The sequence below is a fragment of the Polaromonas sp. CG_9.7 genome (assembly GCF_015752205.1).
GTDB lineage: Bacteria > Pseudomonadota > Gammaproteobacteria > Burkholderiales > Burkholderiaceae_C > Polaromonas.
Genome location: NZ_JADOVG010000005.1, coordinates 146654 through 163572, shown reverse-complemented (window position 1 = coordinate 163572; position 16919 = coordinate 146654). Strand labels below are relative to the sequence as shown.

General features: G+C 63.4%; 16 protein-coding genes. 3 read left to right on the top strand and 13 right to left on the bottom strand.

Annotation, left to right across the window (positions count from 1 at the left end):
- Positions 1-263: 263 nt before the first annotated feature.
- The 7 genes from IWX87_RS07160 to mtnP all read right to left on the bottom strand — a co-directional run bounded on the left by IWX87_RS07160 (position 264) and on the right by mtnP (position 6137).
- The gene (locus tag IWX87_RS07160; protein WP_231374650.1) at positions 264-1070 is read right to left on the bottom strand and encodes a phosphonate ABC transporter ATP-binding protein; all 807 of its coding nucleotides are present in this window, start codon (positions 1068-1070) and stop codon (positions 264-266) included.
- Positions 1067-1945 (bottom strand): phosphonate ABC transporter, permease protein PhnE, encoded by an 879-nt coding sequence (gene phnE, locus IWX87_RS07155; RefSeq protein ID WP_196862834.1) that lies wholly within the window; start codon positions 1943-1945, stop codon positions 1067-1069. The genes IWX87_RS07160 and phnE overlap by 4 nt, the downstream gene beginning before the upstream one ends.
- A gap of 2 nt (positions 1946-1947) precedes the next feature.
- Positions 1948-2811, bottom strand: coding sequence for a phosphate/phosphite/phosphonate ABC transporter substrate-binding protein (locus IWX87_RS07150; RefSeq protein WP_196862833.1), 864 nt, complete (start codon positions 2809-2811; stop codon positions 1948-1950).
- 110 nt (positions 2812-2921) lie between these two features.
- Entirely contained in the window at positions 2922-3566 is a 645-nt protein-coding gene (locus IWX87_RS07145; protein WP_196862832.1) for a TIGR04282 family arsenosugar biosynthesis glycosyltransferase, read from the bottom strand.
- Positions 3567-3573: 7 nt separating this feature from the next.
- Entirely contained in the window at positions 3574-4257 is a 684-nt protein-coding gene (locus tag IWX87_RS07140) for a TIGR04283 family arsenosugar biosynthesis glycosyltransferase (RefSeq protein WP_196862831.1), read from the bottom strand.
- Between the two features lie 7 nt (positions 4258-4264).
- Complete coding sequence (gene arsS / locus IWX87_RS07135) at positions 4265-5227, bottom strand: arsenosugar biosynthesis radical SAM (seleno)protein ArsS (protein ID WP_196862830.1); 963 nt, start codon at positions 5225-5227, stop codon at positions 4265-4267.
- Positions 5228-5258: 31 nt separating this feature from the next.
- Positions 5259-6137 (bottom strand): S-methyl-5'-thioadenosine phosphorylase, encoded by an 879-nt coding sequence (gene mtnP, locus IWX87_RS07130; RefSeq protein WP_196862829.1) that lies wholly within the window; start codon positions 6135-6137, stop codon positions 5259-5261.
- Positions 6138-6366: 229 nt separating this feature from the next.
- Between mtnP and IWX87_RS07125 the strand changes: the two genes are divergently transcribed.
- The 3 genes from IWX87_RS07125 to IWX87_RS07115 all read left to right on the top strand — a co-directional run bounded on the left by IWX87_RS07125 (position 6367) and on the right by IWX87_RS07115 (position 10509).
- A complete protein-coding gene (locus IWX87_RS07125; RefSeq protein WP_196862828.1) occupies positions 6367-8529 on the top strand; it encodes an FAD-dependent oxidoreductase in 2163 nt (720 codons plus the stop codon).
- 118 nt (positions 8530-8647) lie between these two features.
- On the top strand, positions 8648-9319 hold the full coding sequence (locus IWX87_RS07120) for a DUF3047 domain-containing protein (protein WP_196862827.1): 672 nt from the start codon (positions 8648-8650) through the stop codon (positions 9317-9319).
- The gene (locus IWX87_RS07115) at positions 9316-10509 is read left to right on the top strand and encodes an FAD-dependent oxidoreductase (RefSeq protein WP_196862826.1); all 1194 of its coding nucleotides are present in this window, start codon (positions 9316-9318) and stop codon (positions 10507-10509) included. The genes IWX87_RS07120 and IWX87_RS07115 overlap by 4 nt, the downstream gene beginning before the upstream one ends.
- Before the next feature lie 63 nt (positions 10510-10572).
- Here the strand turns inward: IWX87_RS07115 and IWX87_RS07110 are convergent, their stop codons facing one another.
- Genes IWX87_RS07110 through IWX87_RS07085 form a run of 6 tightly spaced genes read right to left on the bottom strand, consistent with a single transcriptional unit; the run spans position 10573 to position 16735 of the window.
- Complete coding sequence (locus tag IWX87_RS07110) at positions 10573-10950, bottom strand: monovalent cation/H(+) antiporter subunit G (protein WP_196862825.1); 378 nt, start codon at positions 10948-10950, stop codon at positions 10573-10575.
- A complete protein-coding gene (locus tag IWX87_RS07105) occupies positions 10947-11225 on the bottom strand; it encodes a K+/H+ antiporter subunit F (RefSeq protein ID WP_196862824.1) in 279 nt (92 codons plus the stop codon). The genes IWX87_RS07110 and IWX87_RS07105 overlap by 4 nt, the downstream gene beginning before the upstream one ends.
- Positions 11225-11713, bottom strand: a complete 489-nt coding sequence (locus IWX87_RS07100; protein WP_196862823.1) for a Na+/H+ antiporter subunit E — start codon at positions 11711-11713, stop codon at positions 11225-11227. Before IWX87_RS07100 ends, IWX87_RS07105 begins: the two co-directional genes overlap by 1 nt.
- Complete coding sequence (locus IWX87_RS07095; RefSeq protein WP_196862822.1) at positions 11710-13431, bottom strand: monovalent cation/H+ antiporter subunit D; 1722 nt, start codon at positions 13429-13431, stop codon at positions 11710-11712. Before IWX87_RS07095 ends, IWX87_RS07100 begins: the two co-directional genes overlap by 4 nt.
- The gene (locus tag IWX87_RS07090; RefSeq protein ID WP_196862821.1) at positions 13428-13790 is read right to left on the bottom strand and encodes a Na+/H+ antiporter subunit C; all 363 of its coding nucleotides are present in this window, start codon (positions 13788-13790) and stop codon (positions 13428-13430) included. Before IWX87_RS07090 ends, IWX87_RS07095 begins: the two co-directional genes overlap by 4 nt.
- On the bottom strand, positions 13790-16735 hold the full coding sequence (locus IWX87_RS07085; RefSeq protein WP_196862820.1) for a monovalent cation/H+ antiporter subunit A: 2946 nt from the start codon (positions 16733-16735) through the stop codon (positions 13790-13792). The genes IWX87_RS07090 and IWX87_RS07085 overlap by 1 nt, the downstream gene beginning before the upstream one ends.
- Positions 16736-16919: the final 184 nt, after the last annotated feature.

Below are 16919 nucleotides of genomic sequence, written 5' to 3'. Positions count from 1 at the left end.
CTCGAAGCTCTCCGTAATCTCTTTTGTCATTGCGGACTTGAAGAGCCTGCCCCGGACTTGATCCGGGGCAATCCATGACCCCGTTTGGGGAGAAGTCATGGTTCCCAGGTGCTGAAACCCCGGGCTTGATCCGGGGCCGGGATGACAGAGGCTGACTTCATTGCGCTTTAAACTGAAAAGCGATCTGAGTAGTTTAAATTTATGAATGAAATAGCGCTTTAGCGCTTATGTAGCGGGATCAAGCAGCTATTAATTCAGGAGTTTTAAATCAGCGCTGCGTTTCCAGATAGCTGCTGCCTTGCCTCGGTGTCCTGCAGGCAAGGCTCTGTGCGGCTGTAAAACGCCTCCAGTCCAGAACCGTTCAACTCGGCCATTGGCAGGTCGAAATCGATACCGCCGTTTTTCATGCCGATGACGCGATTGGCCAGCAAGGGCAGCAGGGCAGGGTTGTGCACGACGCAAACCAGAGTCGCGCCCGCGCTGGCTTCGACCAGCAGTTGGCAGACCTCGCGGGCTGCCGCCGGGTCGAGTGCGGCGGTCGGCTCGTCGGCAAGAATCAGGCGGGGCCGCTGCATCAGCAATCGGGCCAGGGCAACTTTTTGGCGTTCGCCGCCCGACAGCGCGTCGGTGCGCGTACCGGCCCGCTGGATCAGGCCGACAGCCCTCAGCGCTGTTTCTGCGGCCGCGACCTCGTGCGGCGCAAAGCAACGTGTCCAGCCGCGCCAGCCGCGCGTGCGGCCAAGGCAGCCGATCAGCACATTTTCCAGGACGCTCAAGCGCTCCACCGGGTGCAGGTCCTGCATGATTTGGCCTACTTCACAGCGCAATGCGCGCATGCCTTGCGCCGAAAGGGGCACGGCCAGCGACCGGCCCAGCACGACCACCTGCCCTGCGGCCGGGCGCACAAAACCGCTGATCAGGCGAAGCAGCGTGGATTTGCCCGCGCCATTCGGTCCGACGATGGCAACACGTTCGCCCAGGTTGATCTCCAGGTGCTTGATCTGCAGGCTCATCGGTCCGCCTGTGGGGCAGCGGACATCGTCCAGAAGCACCACGGCAGCCCGGCTCATGAGAGCGCCTTGCGGATGCGCCGGCTCAGCGCATCGAAGCTTGACACCAGCAGGACGATCACGATCAACACCGTCGACAGCCGGCCCCATTGAAACAAAGAGGTTGCCTCGGTGATGAGCAAGCCCAGCCCGCCTGCGCCGATGACGCCAAGAATGGTGGAGTCGCGAATGTTGAACTCCCAGATGTACAGGTGACTGGCGACAAACTGCGGCAATGCGGCGGGCCACACCGCATTGAAAAAGACCTGCGCGGGCGATGCACCCACGCTGCGCACCGCTTCGATCGCCGCCATGTCCAGCGCTTCGATGGATTCAGCAAACAGTTTTCCGTAGGTGCCCATGGAGTGAAAGGCAATTGCCAGTATTCCCGCCGTGGGTCCAAGTCCGACAATGCCGACCAGCACCAGACCGAAAACCAGCGTGTGGACAGCCCGTGCGATGTCGAGAATGCCTTTGGCCGGCAGGCGCAAAAAGCGGGGCGCGGCCAGGTTGCGGGCGGTGAGTACGCCCAGGGGCAACGCCAGCGCGGCACCCAATAATGAGCCGAGTGTCGCGATGCGAAAGGTGGTCCAGGTGGCGCTGGCCAGCCCCGACAGGTAATTTGCCTCGACGTCCTGCCGGTTTTCCACCCGCAAGACCGTGCCGTCGTCGCTGCGGTATTCAAGGCTAGTGTTGCCAAACCAGACATCGAGAAAACTGGGATGGGCAAATTCGCCTGCCGTTCGAATCAGGTTTTCCAGCGGCCTTCGGCCCAATGACAACTCGCCTTCCGCCATGAAGGTGGCCAGGCAACCAGCCACCAAAATGGCATACACCACGGCCAGTGTCAGAAAACCAATACGGCCGGCAAAGACCCGTGAAATCCGATGCCACATGCTTATTTGGTCTGCAATTTTCCGGTGGCCAGTCCGGCATCCCGGATTGGCTTGTAAAAGGCGTTGTCACGGCTCACAAACCCCGTGTAGTGCGGCGGCAGCAAGTCGGGCTGGACCTTGAGTTGATCCCCGATGCCTGCAAGCGCCTGCTGAAGGCGAACCACGAAGCCTTTGTCGCCTGCCAGCTGTCTGCTGACGGCGAAGGCGTCGTTGGGCAGCGGCGCGGACTGCCAGATGATGCGCGATGCATCGGCCTTGATCAGCCCTTGCTCGATCATTGCGTTGCGATTGCGGTTGTAGTCGGCACCGGCATCCAGCGCGCCCCGGGTGACTTGCGTCTCTATGGCTTGATGGCTGGTGTACAGAACCTTGCTGAAATAGGTTTCAGGGTCAATCCCCTGCGTCATGAAGTAGTGCAGGGGGATCAGATAGCCGGAAGTGGAGCCTTTATCGCCAAAGGCGAAGGTGCGGCCTTTCAGGTCTTTGGGGCTCTTGATGCCCGAATCGGGGTGGGTGACCATGATGCCGAAATACTCCGGCTTGCCGTCGTAGAGGATGGTGGAAACCACCTGGGCACCGGCTTGCTGGTTGGCCAGCACGTAGCCCCACGGTCCCATCAGGGCCAGGTCGGTTTCACCACTGGCGAGCGATTTGGCAAGGCCTTCCCAGCTGTCGACGGTGCGCAATTCGACCGTGCGCCCGAGCTTGTCCGCGAGATACGCGGCCAATGGACGGTAGGTGGCGTCGTTTTTGTCCTTGTTGGGCTGGAAAAGTCCAACTCCGAGTTTCAGCGGTTCCTCGGCCATGGCGCTCGCCGCGGTGAACCCGAAAAACAGGGTGATGATGAGTTGGGTGATGACGCGCATGGGCTGACTCCAGATGAAAAAAAGAACGGTAATCCGGCAGGATGGGGTGAGCAGATAATTTTCTGCTGGAATGAAAACGCTATGGAAAACGAAGCGGCTAATGCCCGTATTTATTGCGCCAAGGGCTTGTTGTTTTCAAGGAATGGCGGATTCGTGAAAGCCGCGGGCAGGTGTGCCAGGTCTGCCGGCTCGTCGATGTCATGCAACTGCGGGCCTTGCCACACACGCAGGCCCAGGCTTGCCATGCGGCGCAGGGTTTCGGCCGCCACCACCGGCGTGCTCCAGGCCATGTCGGTGAACAGGCCGGGGCAGGGCGCCCGCAAACCAATCAGCACATAGCCGCCATCGGCCACCGGCACCACTACGGCGTCGTGTTGTTCGAGCTGGCGGCCGGCTTCGGCGATGTGGGCGCTGCTCAGCGCCGGGCAGTCCGTGCCCATCAGCAGGACCGGACCCTGCTGCTGCGCCAAGGCACGGGCCATTGCCCGGCCCATGCGCGCGCCGAGGTCACCGTCGCCCTGATCGCTGCGCTCGATGGCGAGGGGCAACGCTACTGCATGCCATGCTGCATCGGACGGCGCCGGGCTCATGCACAACTCCACCGCCTGCACGTTTGCAGCCAGTGCCTGTGACAGCGTGTGGCACAGCATGCGCCGCGCCAGGGTTGCCGCGCCCTCGGCTCCCAAAGCCGGAATCAGCCGTGTCTTGGCCACTCCGGCCTGCGGCACCTTGGCAAACACCACCAGACGGGTCATGGCCGCATCACCGGTACAGCGCGGCCAGCCGCTCGGGCGTCGAACCGCGCCAGTAGGCCAGGCGCAGTCGCCACATCAGCAGCACCGTGCGCCACACGCCCTGCGTTTCCCAGCGCCGGCCCGAGGTGATGGCGCGTGCGCGCAGGCAGGCAGGACGCGAAATTTTCAGCAGCCGGGTTGACATCTCGATGTCTTCCATCAGCGGCTGGACCGGGAATCCGCCGACGGCGTCGAATGCGGCGCGGGTCATGAACAGCGCCTGATCGCCGGTCGCAATGTCGGTCAAGCGCGAGCGCCAGTTCATGAATGCGGCAATCACGCGCAGCATTCGGGGCCGGCCTTCAATGCACACATCAAAACGACCCCAGACTTGCGCGCCGTTGGCAAGTGCCAGGGTAATCAAGCGGTCGGCCTCTGGCGGCAGCCGGGTGTCGGCATGCAGGAACAGCAGGATGCCTCCGTTGGCCTTCTGAGCGCCCGCGTTCATCTGCAGCGCACGGCCGCGCGGGGCGTGGACTACTTGCGCGCCGCCAGCCTGCGCCAAAGTTGCAGTGCCATCAACGCTGCCGCCGTCAGCCACCAGCAGTTGCGCGCCGCGTGCCGCCATTGGCGCCAGTGCCTGCAGTGTGGCCGACATGCCAGCCGCCTCGTTCAGGGCAGGAATCACCACGGACAGGCGGACGGGCGTCATGGCGCGTTCAGTGTTCCAGCGCGCCGCCACAGCTGCTGCCCTGGCCGGCCGTGCAGCCGTAGCAGTGTCCCGCCACACGGATGGCTTTGCCGTCCAGGCTGGTCGTCAGCAGGTCGCGCAAATGCCTTTGTACGCCGGAGTTGCCCAGTGGCAGGCCGAGCTGCTGGTTGAAGTCGCAGTCCGACAGCCAGCCTTGGTAGTCGACGCTGACCGTGCTGCGGCACATCACGCCGGGCAGGTTCTGCGGCTGGTAGCTGCTTTTGAGCAGCTCCATGTAGCTGTCAAACGAGCCCTTGGACACCAGCGTGGAGCCAAAGCGCTGGATCGGCATGTTGGTCAGCGCAAACAACTCGTTGAAGACGATGCCGAAATGGGCCAGCAACTCGCGCTTGTAATCGGCTTGCAACGTTTGCTGCTCGGGCGGCAGCGAAGCGCCCTGCGGGTTGTAAACCAGGTTCAGCACCAGGCCCGAGCCGGGTTGCCCATAGCCCAGTGCATTGAGCTGCTGCAGCGCGGCAATGCTCAGGTCAAACACGCCGTCGCCGCGCTGCTTGTCGACGTTGGCGGCTGAATAGCAGGGCATGGAGGCCACAACCTCGACTTGCTGATCGGCCAGGAATTGCGCCAGATCTTGCTGGCCCGGCTCGAAAAGGATCGTCAGGTTGCAGCGGTCGATGACGCGCACGCCTTGCGCCCGCGCAGCGCGCACCAGGCCGCGAAAACCGTCGTGCAACTCGGGCGCACCGCCGGTCAGGTCCAGCGTGGAAAGGCCGCGCGCCGTCAGCACTTCGGGAATCAGGGCCATGGTGTCCGCGTCCATCATCTCGGTGCGGTTGGGCCCGGCGTTGACGTGACAGTGCACGCAACTCTGGTTGCATTTGTAGCCCAGGTTGACCTGCAGCGTGTCTAGACGCGAGCGGTCAATCGCCGGGAACTGGATTTTTTTGAGCAGGGGTAAGGTGGCGTGCATAAGTCTATGGGTCGTTGAGCGGCCGAAAAGTTCAGCCCAGCAATGCAGAAAGGCGCGCACGCACCTCGGGCGCCATGGCGTCAGGCTGGGTCACCAGCGCGTTTTTAAGGGCCGTGTGCGCTTCACTCGCAGGCTGCCTGGCGCCCAGCAGCCGAATGGCTTCACTGGCAACCTGCTGTGCCCGGCCGGCGTTCTTGAACAGGTTGGCCAGCGCCATGTCGGCGCTCACATGCGCCTCGCGCGGGTGCCAGCAGTCAAAGTCGGTCACCAGTGCCAGCGTGGTGTAGGCGATTTGCGCCTCACGGGCCAGCTTGGCTTCGGGCATGTTGGTCATGCCGATCACGCCGCCGCCCATGCTGCGGTACCAGTTCGATTCAGCCAGGCTGGAAAATTGCGGGCCTTCAATGCACACATAGGTACCGCCTTCGTGCAGCGTCACGCCGTGGCCGGGCGCCTCGAGTGCCAGAACGTTGCGCACTGCCTGCGCCAGCACGCCGGCGGTTGCCGGGCAGACCGGTTGCGCCATCGACACATGGGCCACCGCGCCCTGGCCAAAAAATGTGCTTTCGCGGCGTTTGGTCAGGTCAATGAACTGGTCGGGCAGCACCATGTCGAGTGGCCGGAAGTCTTCTTTCAGTGAACCCACGGCCGACACCGACAGCAGGTAGCGCACGCCCAACTGCTTCATTGCATGGATGTTGGCGCGGTAGGGCACTTCAAAGGGCAGCAGACGGTGGCCGCGCGCATGCCGGGCCAGGAAAGCCACCGGTACGCCATGCACACGGCCGGTGACCAGCACGTCGGACGGAGCGCCAAACGGCGTGCTGATAACCTGCTCTTGCGCGCCTTCCAGCGCGTCCATCTGGTAAAGACCGCTGCCTCCGATGATGCCGACCAATGCCTGGTTCATGCTTTGAATTCCTGTTTGAAGTGTGGCCGTTTCAGCGTTCTGAGACGGAGTATGTGTCGGTTCGCCTTTAATTCTGTCCGAGTTGTCAAGCAGCAGGCGGCTCCTGGGATAAAGTCCCTTTGCTCTGTTGGCAGGCGAACTGGACTTCCTCCTACACGGAGAATCGTTTTTTTTTGTAAAAATCACCTCTTGGTCCGACGCAAAAAAAGAATAAACCTCAAGGATCACCGTGAATCTGCGCAAACTTCTGATCGCCGCCTTGCTGCTGGCCGCCATCATCGCTTTTTTCGTACTGGACCTGGGCCGCTATTTCAGCCTGGCGTTCATCAAGGACAGCCAGGCATCGTTCACGACGCTGTTCAACGAACGGCCGGTGATGGTGACGCTGGTATTTTTTGCGGTCTATGTGGCCGTGACTGCGCTGTCGTTGCCGGGAGCCGCCATTTTGACGCTGGCAGGCGGTGCCAGTTTCGGGCTGGTTCTGGGCACAGTGGTGGTGTCGCTGGCTTCGACCCTGGGTGCCACGCTGGCCATGCTGGTGGCGCGCTACCTGCTACGAGATACGATTCAGGCGCGCTTTGGCCGGCGCCTGGATGACATCAACAAGGGCATTGAAAAAGAAGGCGCTTTCTATCTTTTTTCCCTGCGCCTGATCCCGGTTGTGCCGTTTTTTGCACTCAATTTGCTCATGGGCTTGACGCGCATCAAGGTCTGGACTTACTTCTGGGTCAGCCAGGTTGGCATGTTCGCCGGCACCGTGGCCTATGTGAACGCAGGCACGCAAATCGCCAAGATCGACTCGCTGCAGTCGATCTTGTCGCCGGGGCTGATTGGCTCATTCGTGCTGCTGGGGCTGCTGCCGCTGGCGGTCAGCAAGGTGCTGGCGCTGGTCAAGCGCCGCAAGGTGTATGCGCGCTGGAAGGGCGTGAAACCGTCAAGTTTTGACCGCAACCTGGTGGTGATTGGCGCCGGCGCGGGCGGGCTGGTGTCGGCCTACATTGCCGCCGTGGTCAAGGCCAGGGTGACGCTGGTGGAAGCGCACAAGATGGGCGGCGACTGCCTGAACTACGGCTGCGTGCCGTCCAAGGCCTTGATCCGCAGCGCCAAGCTGGCGCAGCAGATGCGGCACGGTGCCAACTATGGCTTGAGCAACGTCACGCCAGAGTTCAGCTTCAAGGCCATCATGCAGCGGATTCAGGATGTGATCCGTGCCATTGCCCCACACGACAGCGTCGAGCGCTACACCAGCCTGGGCGTCGAAGTGCTTCAGGGCCACGCCCGCATCGTCAACCCGTGGACGGTGGAAATTGCGCTGAACGGTGGCGGCACGCAAACGCTGACCACCCGCAGCATCGTGATCGCTGCCGGCGCCCGGCCATTCGTGCCGCCGCTGCCCGGTCTGGACGACGTGGGTTATGTCACCAGCGACACGCTGTGGGACGTGTTTGCCCAGCTGGACGCCGTGCCGCGACGCCTGGTGATACTGGGTGGTGGGCCGATTGGCTGCGAACTGGCGCAGGCCTTTGCGCGGCTGGGCGCTGAGGTCAAGCAGGTGGAAATGGCGCCGCGCCTGATGGGCCGTGAGGACGAAGAAGTGTCTGCGCTGGTCCGCGATGCACTGGCTGCCGACGGCGTGCAGGTGCTGACCGGCCACAAGGCGCTGCGCTGCGAGAAAATGGGCGACGTCAAAACCCTGTGGGTGACGCACCAGGACCAGGAAATCGCCATTGAATTCGACCAGCTGATCTGCGCCGTCGGCCGCGCGGCGCGCCTGACCGGTTACGGCCTTGAAGAGCTCGGCATTTCGACCGAACGCACGGTGCCCACCAACGACTATTTGCAGACCATCTACCCCAATATCTATGCGGCTGGCGACGTGGCCGGGCCTTACCAGCTGACGCACGTGGCGGCCCACCAGGCGTGGTACGCCGCGGTCAATGCGCTGTTTGGCGAGTTCAGGCTGTTCAAGGCCGACTACTCGGTGATTCCGTGGACCACTTTCATTGACCCGGAAGTCGCGCGCGTGGGCTTGAGCGAAGCCGAGGCGACCGAAAAAGGCGTGGCTTACGAGGTCACGAAATACAACATCGACGACCTGGACCGCGCCATTGCCGACAGCGAAGCGCGCGGTTTCGTCAAAGTGCTGACCGTGCCGGGCAAGGACAAAATCCTTGGCGTCACCATCGTCGGCACCCACGCCGGCGATTTGCTGGCCGAGTACGTGCTGGCAATGCGGCACGGGCTGGGGCTGAACAAGATTCTCTCGACCATTCACACCTACCCAACGCTGTCGGAAGCCAATAAGTACGCAGCCGGTGAGTGGAAGCGTGCGCACCAACCCGTGCGGCTGCTTGAATGGGTGCGTAAATACCACGACTGGAAACGAAGCTGACATGACACTGCATCCCGCCACAAGGCGCATACCTTATTTTTCAAGCGCTACTATTTTCATAGCTGCAAGTGCCCTGTGGATATGCGCGAATCCGGTATTTGCTCAAGATTCTGTCGCAATGACGGCGAATCTGCATCCTTTCTCATCCGCCAGCGGTACGGTGCCACCATCACCCTGGCGCGTGGTTGGCCTGCCCAAGGTAGCCAAACCGCCCACCCGCTTTGACCTGGTGCCCATGGACGGCCGCCCGGTATTGCGGGTGCAGACTGACCATTCCTATGCCAATTTGGTGCATGACTTGCCAGACCTTGCATTGGTGCCTGGCATGAAACTGCGCTGGCGCTGGCGGCTTGACCAACCGCTGCGCGGCACCGACCTGCGGCAAAAATCCGGCGATGACACGCCGCTCAAGGTCTGCGCCCTGTTCAACATGCCGCTGGAGCAGCTTGGCTTTGTCGAGCGCAACATGATGCGGGTTGCCCGCTCGGTGAGTGGCGAAAACCTGCCAGCCGCCACCTTGTGCTATGTCTGGGACGCCAGCCTGCCGGCCGGCACCCTGCTCGACAACGCCTACACGCACCGCATGCGCATGATCGTGGCTGACAGCGGCGAGCAGCATCTGGGCCAATGGATCACGCACTCGCAAGACCTGGCCGCTGATTTCCAACGCGCCTTCGGTCAGGAGTCCGCAACCTTGCCGCCCTTGCAAAGCCTGCTGGTAGGCGGCGATTCGGACAACACCGGCGGCCAAAGTCTGGGTTACGTGGGCGATGTCACGCTGTCCCCATGACCCAGGCTGCAAGCAAAGCCAAGCCTGCTGAAGACGCAGGCCTTTTCTCGGCAAGCGCTGCGCCAGCCGTCAAGCGGCATCTGGTGCTGCTGGGCGCCGGCCATGCGCACGTGCATGTGCTGCAAGGCCTGGCGCAAGACCGGCCGGCCGATCTGGCCATCACGGTGGTCGCGCCACATGCGCGCCAGCTGTATTCCGGCATGGTGCCGGGGTTTGTCGCCGGGCATTACACGCTGGACAACTGCATGATTCCGCTTGAGGGGCTGCTTGCCCGCTGCGGCGCGCGCTATGTGCAAGGCAGTGCGGCGGGCATTAATGCTGAAGCGCGCAGCGTGACCCTGGCCAGTGGCGCGACCCTGCCTTACGACTGGCTGAGCCTGAACACCGGCCCGGTCATGGACCGCCAACAGATTGAGGAAAAAATGCCCGGCGCGCGAGAGCATGCCTTGTTCGTGCGACCCATCGAAGCCTTCGGCCAGCTCTGGCCCCGGGTGATGGCGGTGGCGCGACAGAAAAAAATTCACTTGGTGGTGGTGGGCGCAGGTGCGGCGGGGCTGGAACTGGCCATGGCCGCTGCCCATGCGTTAAAAGGTGCGTCGTTTGCGCCGGGCAGCCGGGTGACATTGCTCAGTGGCGCGAATCCGCCGGGTGCCAGTTACACGGCTGGCGTGCAGCGCCGCCTTGCCAAGGCCTTGCAACGCCTTCGGATCGAGGTGCTGCCAGAGACCTGCGTCGGGCTGGATTCAGGCTGCATCAAGCTGGGCAGCGGCCAGCGCCTGGCTTGCGATGTGCCGTTGCTGGCCTTGGGCGCTCAGGCGCCGGCATGGCTGGCTGGCACCGGACTGGCCCTTGACGAAGGGGGCTTTGTGGCGGTCAACGGCTTTCAGCAAAGCACCAGCCATCCGGCGGTATTTGCTGCTGGCGATGTGGCCAGCCGCGTTGATGCGCCGCATCCGCGAAGCGGTGTGTACGCGGTGCGCGCCGGTCCGCCACTGCTGGCCAATTTGCGCGCCGCATGGCAAGGCCGGCCGCTCAAGCCCTATGCACCGCAAAAGCGCACGCTCAACCTGCTGTCATGCGGCGGTCGCCATGCAATTGCCGTGTGGGGCGGCCTTAGCGTCGAAGGCGCCTGGGTCTGGCGCTGGAAAGACCGGATTGACCGCAAGTTTGTGGCGGACTACGCCGTTTAAGCCAAGATTCAAGAGTCAAATAAGCTTGTAGCGCAATCCCAGATTGCACAAGCAGCTATTAAATCAGGAGTCCTGGGCATCGGGCGGGACGACACGGCTGACGCTGGGGGGCACTGCCTTGCCCATTTGCCGCGCCCTGAACAGTGCAGCGCGCATCAGGAAAATGGTCGGAATGGGCACGGTGATGGCGATGAACACAGCTGTCAACAGCGCAAAAACAGCCAGTTCACCTTGCTGGACAGAGAAGAAAAGCACGGTTCCCCACGTCACGCACCAGCAGCCCAGCGTGGCGACGATGGCTGGCATGTGGACCCGCTCGAAAAAAGTCGACAGGCGCAGCAGACCCAAAGAGCCCAGCAGCGCCAGTGCTGCGCCCGCCAGCACCGCCGCGGCAACGACGATTTCAACCCACAGCGGCAGGGCAACGCCCGCGTCGCTCACTCAATCACCTCGCCACGCAGCAAGAATTTGGCCATCGCCGTGGTGCTGACAAAGCCCAGCAGGGCGATCAGCAGCGCTGCCTCGAAATAATGCCGGTTGCCGTAGATCAGGCCCAGCACCAGTATCGCCAGCATGCCGTTGAGGTACATGCAGTCCAGCGCCAGCACGCGGTCTTGCGCCGCCGGTCCCTTGAGCAACCGGACCATGGTGCAGACCATGGCCAGCACCAGCATGAACAAGGCCAGCGGCAACGCCCAGGAAAGAATCGGGTTCATCACTCAAAAATCTCCATCAGGGGGCGCTCGTAGCGCGTTTTGATGTGCGCGGCCATGGCGCCGGCATCATCTAATTCCAGCGCATGCAGCAGCAAGGTGGCACGGTCCAGCGACAACTCGGCCCAGGCCGTGCCAGGCGTCAGGCAGACAATCATGGCCAGCGCTGCCAGCCCGTTCGGGTCCCTCAGGTCGAGTGCCACATGCACAAAACCGGGCGGATGGCGCCGGCTGCCCGGCCGGAGCAGCAGACGCACCACGGCAATGTTCGAGCGCGTCGAGTCGGCCGCCACGGTGAGCAGCAGACGCAGCGCCACGCCCGGCCTTCGCATGCGCACACGAACCGGCCGCAAGCCGGCGGTCATCAGCGGAATGGCCACCGCCAGAAGTCCGGCCAGCAGCAGGTGACCCACGCCCAGCGTGCGGTTCAGCAGCAGCCACAGCACGAACAGCGCGGCGGACAGCAGCGGTGCGGGGAACATTTTTTTCATGGGGTCTCCTGGGCCGAATCGACCCGTGGCGCTTGTGGTCCGGGGATCGGCCGGGCGGACATGACTGCACGTACATATAGTCGAGGCGTGTGCAGCGCATCGGCCGTGGCCTGCATGTAGCCCATCACCGGACCGGCCTGCAGCGTCATGACGGCACAAGCGCCCAGCAAAAAGGCGATGGGCAGGCCTTCAAGCACGCGCAGCTTGGGCGCTGCCCGGTCGTACGTCGCCCAGAAATGCAAAATGCCAGCCCGCGTCAGCGCAATCAGCGCCAGCAGGCCGGTGCCAATCAGGAGGGCCAGCAGCATCCAGCCGGCTGCCTCTGGCGGTTGGCTGGCTGACAGGCCCAGCCCGGACGGGTTGAGCAAGGCCGTCAGCATGGCAAACTTACCGACAAAGCCCGACAGCGGCGGCAGTCCGGCAATCACCAGCGTGCAAGCCATGAAACCCAGGCCGAGCAGGGCCACGGCGGCAGGAATCACCCGGCCGGTGAGCACTTCCTCGTCGTCGTCCAGGTTCAGCCCCTTGCCGGGCATCAGCTCGGCGGTCAGGAACGGCGTGTCGTCTTGCTCATAGGGCGCCAGACTGGCGCCGTCGTTGCGCCAGCGGTCCATCAGGTCGGCAAGCAGGAAAAGCGCGCTGATCGCCAGGGTCGAGCTGGGCAGGTAATACAGCAGCCCGGCCGTCAGTTGGGGCAGGCCAAATCCGGCGGCTGCCAGCAAGGTGCCTGACGAGACAATCGCGCCATACCCGGCCAGGTAGCCCAGCCGCTGCGAGCCGAGCATGCCAATGGCACCAAAGGCCATCGTCAGCATGCCGCCACCGATCAGCCACAGGCTGCCGAATTGCGCCGAAGCACCGGCATCCACGCCGAACAGCAGCAGCCACAGCCGCAGGATCACGTAGATCCCGACCTTGGTCATGAGGCCGAACAAGGCGCCAACCGGTGCGGTTGCCGCGCTGTAGGCCGGCACCAGCCAGAAGTTCAGCGGCCAGACGGCCGCCTTGATCAAAAATGCCGTGGCCAGGATGCCCGCCGCCGCATGCAGCAGGCCCCGGTCGGCCTCAAGCACCTCCGGAATGCTTTGCGCCAGATCGGCCATGTTCAGTGTGCCGGTGATGCCGTAAAGCATTGATGCGCCGATGAGGAAAAGCGACGATGCGGCCAGGTTGATGGCAATGAAATGCAGACCCGACTGCACCCGGACCCGGCCCGAACCATGCAGCAGCAGTCCGTAGGACGCCGCCAGCATGACCTCGAAAAAAACAAACAGGTTGAACAGGTCGGCTGTCAGGAAAGCACCGCACAGGCCCATCAGCTGAAGCTGGAACAGCGGGTGAAAGTGAACACCCGCGCGGTGCCAGCGGGCGCCGGCAAATACGCTTGACGCCAGCGCGATGGCGCTGGTCAGCACCAGCATCATGGCCGACAGGCGGTCCAGCGCCAGCGCAATGCCAAAGGGCGCCGGCCAGTTGCCTGCCAGGTAAACGTCCATGGTCGACGCCGGCCCCTGCTGGTTGGCCCAGCCCAGCAGCGCCACCGACACGCCCAGACCCAGCAGGGTGGACGCCATGTTCAGCAGCAGCTTGGCGCGTTGCTGGCGCTCGCCCATCAGCAGCATGAACGCGGCGGTCAGCAGCGGCAGCAGAATGGGCGCCAGCATCAGGTGCGGCATCAGTGGCGCAATGACTTCGTTCAGGGCTCCCAACGCACTCATTGCAATTCCTGTGCGTCGACCTTGCTGCCGTCCACGTGGTCGGTGCCCGACATGCCGCGCGATGCCAGCAACACCACAAGGAACAGCGCCGTCATGGCAAAGCCGATGACAATCGCCGTCAGCGTCAGCGCCTGCGGCATCGGGTCGGCATAGTTCACCAGCGTTTGCGCCACGCCAGGCTCAAGCACCGGCGCCTTGCCAAGGGCCAGCCCCAGCCGGCCCATGCTGAAGATGAACAGGTTGACGGCATATGACAGCAGCGCCAGGCCCATGACCACCTGGAACGTGCGCGGGCGCAGCAGCAGCCACACGCCCGAGCCGGTCAGCACGCCGATGGCAAGAGCCAGAACGATTTCCATTAAACGGTTTCCAGGGCGGGGGGCACAGCTGCAGCCTCACGCTTTTCTTCGGCCATGCGGTCGTGGTGGCGATGGCCGCGCACCGACTGGTGGGCAATCGAGGTGAGGATCATCAGCGTCGAGCCCACCACCAGGGCAAACACGCCAAGGTCAAAAAATATCGCGCTGGCGACATGGAGTTCACCGATCAGGGGAAGGTCCCAATGCGCCGTGTGGCTGGTCAGGAAAGGGTAGCCCCAGACCAGTGGGGCCAGCCCGGTGGCCAGCACGGTCAGCAGTCCGGCGGCCATCCAGCGGCGCAGCCGCAGCGGCATGTGCGCCTCGACCCAGTGGGTGCCCGAAACGATGTACTGCAGCAGCAATGCCACCGACAGCACCAGACCGGCCACAAAGCCGCCGCCCGGCTCATTGTGTCCGCGCATGAAGAAAAAGATCGCCACCATGACCGCTACCGGCAGCAGCAGCCGGGCCAGCACCGCCGGCACCATCAGGTAGCCCACGGCCGTGTCCGTGGCCTGGCGCGGATTGAGCAAATCGGTGGCCAGGTCGGCGGGCACAGCGCGCTGCTGCTCGGGCAGGTCCATGGTTTCGAGGGCCGGGCGAAAGCGCCGCAGCAGTGCATAGACCGTCAGCGCGACGATGCCCAGCACGACGATTTCGCCGAAGGTGTCAAAGCCCCGGAAGTCCACCAGCATCACATTGACCACGTTGCTGCCGCCGCCTTCGGTGAAGGCGCGTTCCAGGAAGAAGGTCGAGGTGCTTTCGGGAAAAGGCCGGCTCAGCATGGCCCAGGCCAGCAGCGCCATGCCGGTGCCTGCGCCCACGGACAGCAACAAATCGCGTATCCGGCGCCAGCGCGTGCCGCGCCGTTCGGCCCGGTTTGGCAGCCGCAGGCTTTCATGGCGCTTGGGCAGCCAGCGCAGACCCAGCAGGATCAGCACGGTGGTGACGATTTCCACCACCAGCTGGGTCAGCGCCAGGTCGGGCGCGGAAAACCATAAAAAAGTGATGCAGGTGCACAGCCCGGCCGCGCCCATCAGCGCGAGTGCTGCCATGCGGTGGTATTTGGCCTGCCAGGCGGCGGCGACCGCACAGACTGCGCCGACAACCCAGAGCACGGCGAAGGCGGGCGACAAGGCCAGCGACGCCCGGTCGCCCACATACAGCCCGCGCGTCCACAAGGGCAGGACACCCGCCACCAGCGTGGCGCTGACCAACCACAGCATCTGCCACTGCAGACGCTGTGTGTCCATCATCCGCCGGCCCTTGTGACCAGCCAGGGTCAGCAGGGCCAACGAGCCGTCAAACAGGCGTTTGCCGTTGATGCGGTGGAGCAAGATGGGGGCATCCACCTGGCCGCGCGAACGGTAGTGGCGCAGGATCAGGTACATCGCAATGCCGCCCCCCATCGCCACGATGCTCATCAGCAAGGGGGTGTTGATGCCATGCCATACGGCGAGGCTGTAAAACGGCAATTCGGTGCCCACCACCGGGCGCGCCGCCGCCGCGAGGAATCGGCCCACGCTCCAGCCCGGAAAGATGCCCACCACCAGGCAAGCCAATACCAGCAGTTCGACCGGTACACGCATCCAGTGCGGCGGTTCGTGGGGCTGCCGGGGCAGGTCGGTGGCTGGCGGGCCAAAAAATACATCGACCGTGAAACGCAGCGAATACGCCACGCTGAACATGCCGGCCAGCGTGGCGGCCACCGGCAGGAGCAGGGAAACCAGCGGCGAGGCCTGGATGAAAACGGTTTCGGCAAAGAACATTTCTTTCGACAAAAAGCCGTTGAGCAGCGGCACGCCCGCCATGGCCGCGCTGGCCACCATCGCCAGCGTGGCAGTCACCGGCATCAGGGTGCGCAGGCTTGAGAGCCGCCGAATGTCGCGCGTGCCGCTTTCATGGTCCAGGATGCCGGCCGCCATGAAGAGCGATGCCTTGAAAGTCGCATGGTTCATGATGTGGAAAACCGCCGCCACCGCCGCCAGCGGGCTGTTCAGGCCCAGCAGCAAGGTGATCAGGCCGAGGTGAGAAATCGTCGAATACGCCAGCAGGCCCTTCAGGTCGTTCTGGAACATGGCCGCATAGCCGCCGATCAGCAGCGTGATCAGGCCGGCGCCGCCGACCAGCCAGAACCACGGTTCCGTGCCGCCCAGCACCGGCCACATGCGGGCCAGCAAGAACACACCGGCCTTGACCATGGTAGCCGAATGCAAGTAGGCCGACACCGGCGTGGGCGCGGCCATGGCGTGCGGCAGCCAGAAGTGAAACGGAAACTGCGCGCTTTTGGTCAGCGCGCCCAGCAGCACCAGCACCAGGCAGGTCAGGTAAAGCGGATGCGCGCGGATCTGCGGCCCGGCGGCCAGCACCTGGTCCAGGTCGTAGCTGCCGACGATGTGCCCAATCACCAGCATGCCGGCCAGCATGCACAGCCCGCCGGTGCCGGTCACGGTCAGCGCCATGCGGGCGCCGCGCCGCGCATCCTTGCGGTGGTGCCAGTAGCCGATCAGCAGAAACGAAAAAAGGCTGGTCAATTCCCAGAAAAAGGCCAGCTGGATGAGGTTGCCTGACAGCACGATGCCCACCATCGAGCCCATGAACGCCAGAAAGAAGGAAAAAAAGCGCGGCACCGGGTCGCTCGGCGACATGTAGTAGCGCGCATACAGCACCACCAGCGAGCCGATGCCCAGCACCAGCATGCAGAACATCCAGGCAAAGCCGTCCAGCCGGATCACCAGGTTCAGGCCAAGGGCTGGCAGCCACTCGATTTCCTGCCGCAGCACGCCGCCGTCCGTGATTTGCGGAAAGTACAGCGCCGCCTGCACGGTGCAGAACAGTGCAATCAGGCCTGCCAGCGTCGATTCCGTGTTGCGCGCATTCGCCGGCAGCAACGCTGCAAGCAGGCTGCCGATGAACGGAAGAAGGATGAGCGTGGCGAGGGGCATGGCCCGAGGATTTTACGGGCGGTTTTTTGCAAAACCGGCAAAAGTCTCCCTGAGCTGATTTTTTTGGCTGTGCCTCGGCCTGAATTGCATAATGCTATGAAAAAAGAAGCACGTTACGCCCGCCCATATTGCGCAAATGGCATGTTTCGTTCTTAATCCAGGCTTGGTGCGGATAGGCCATGAA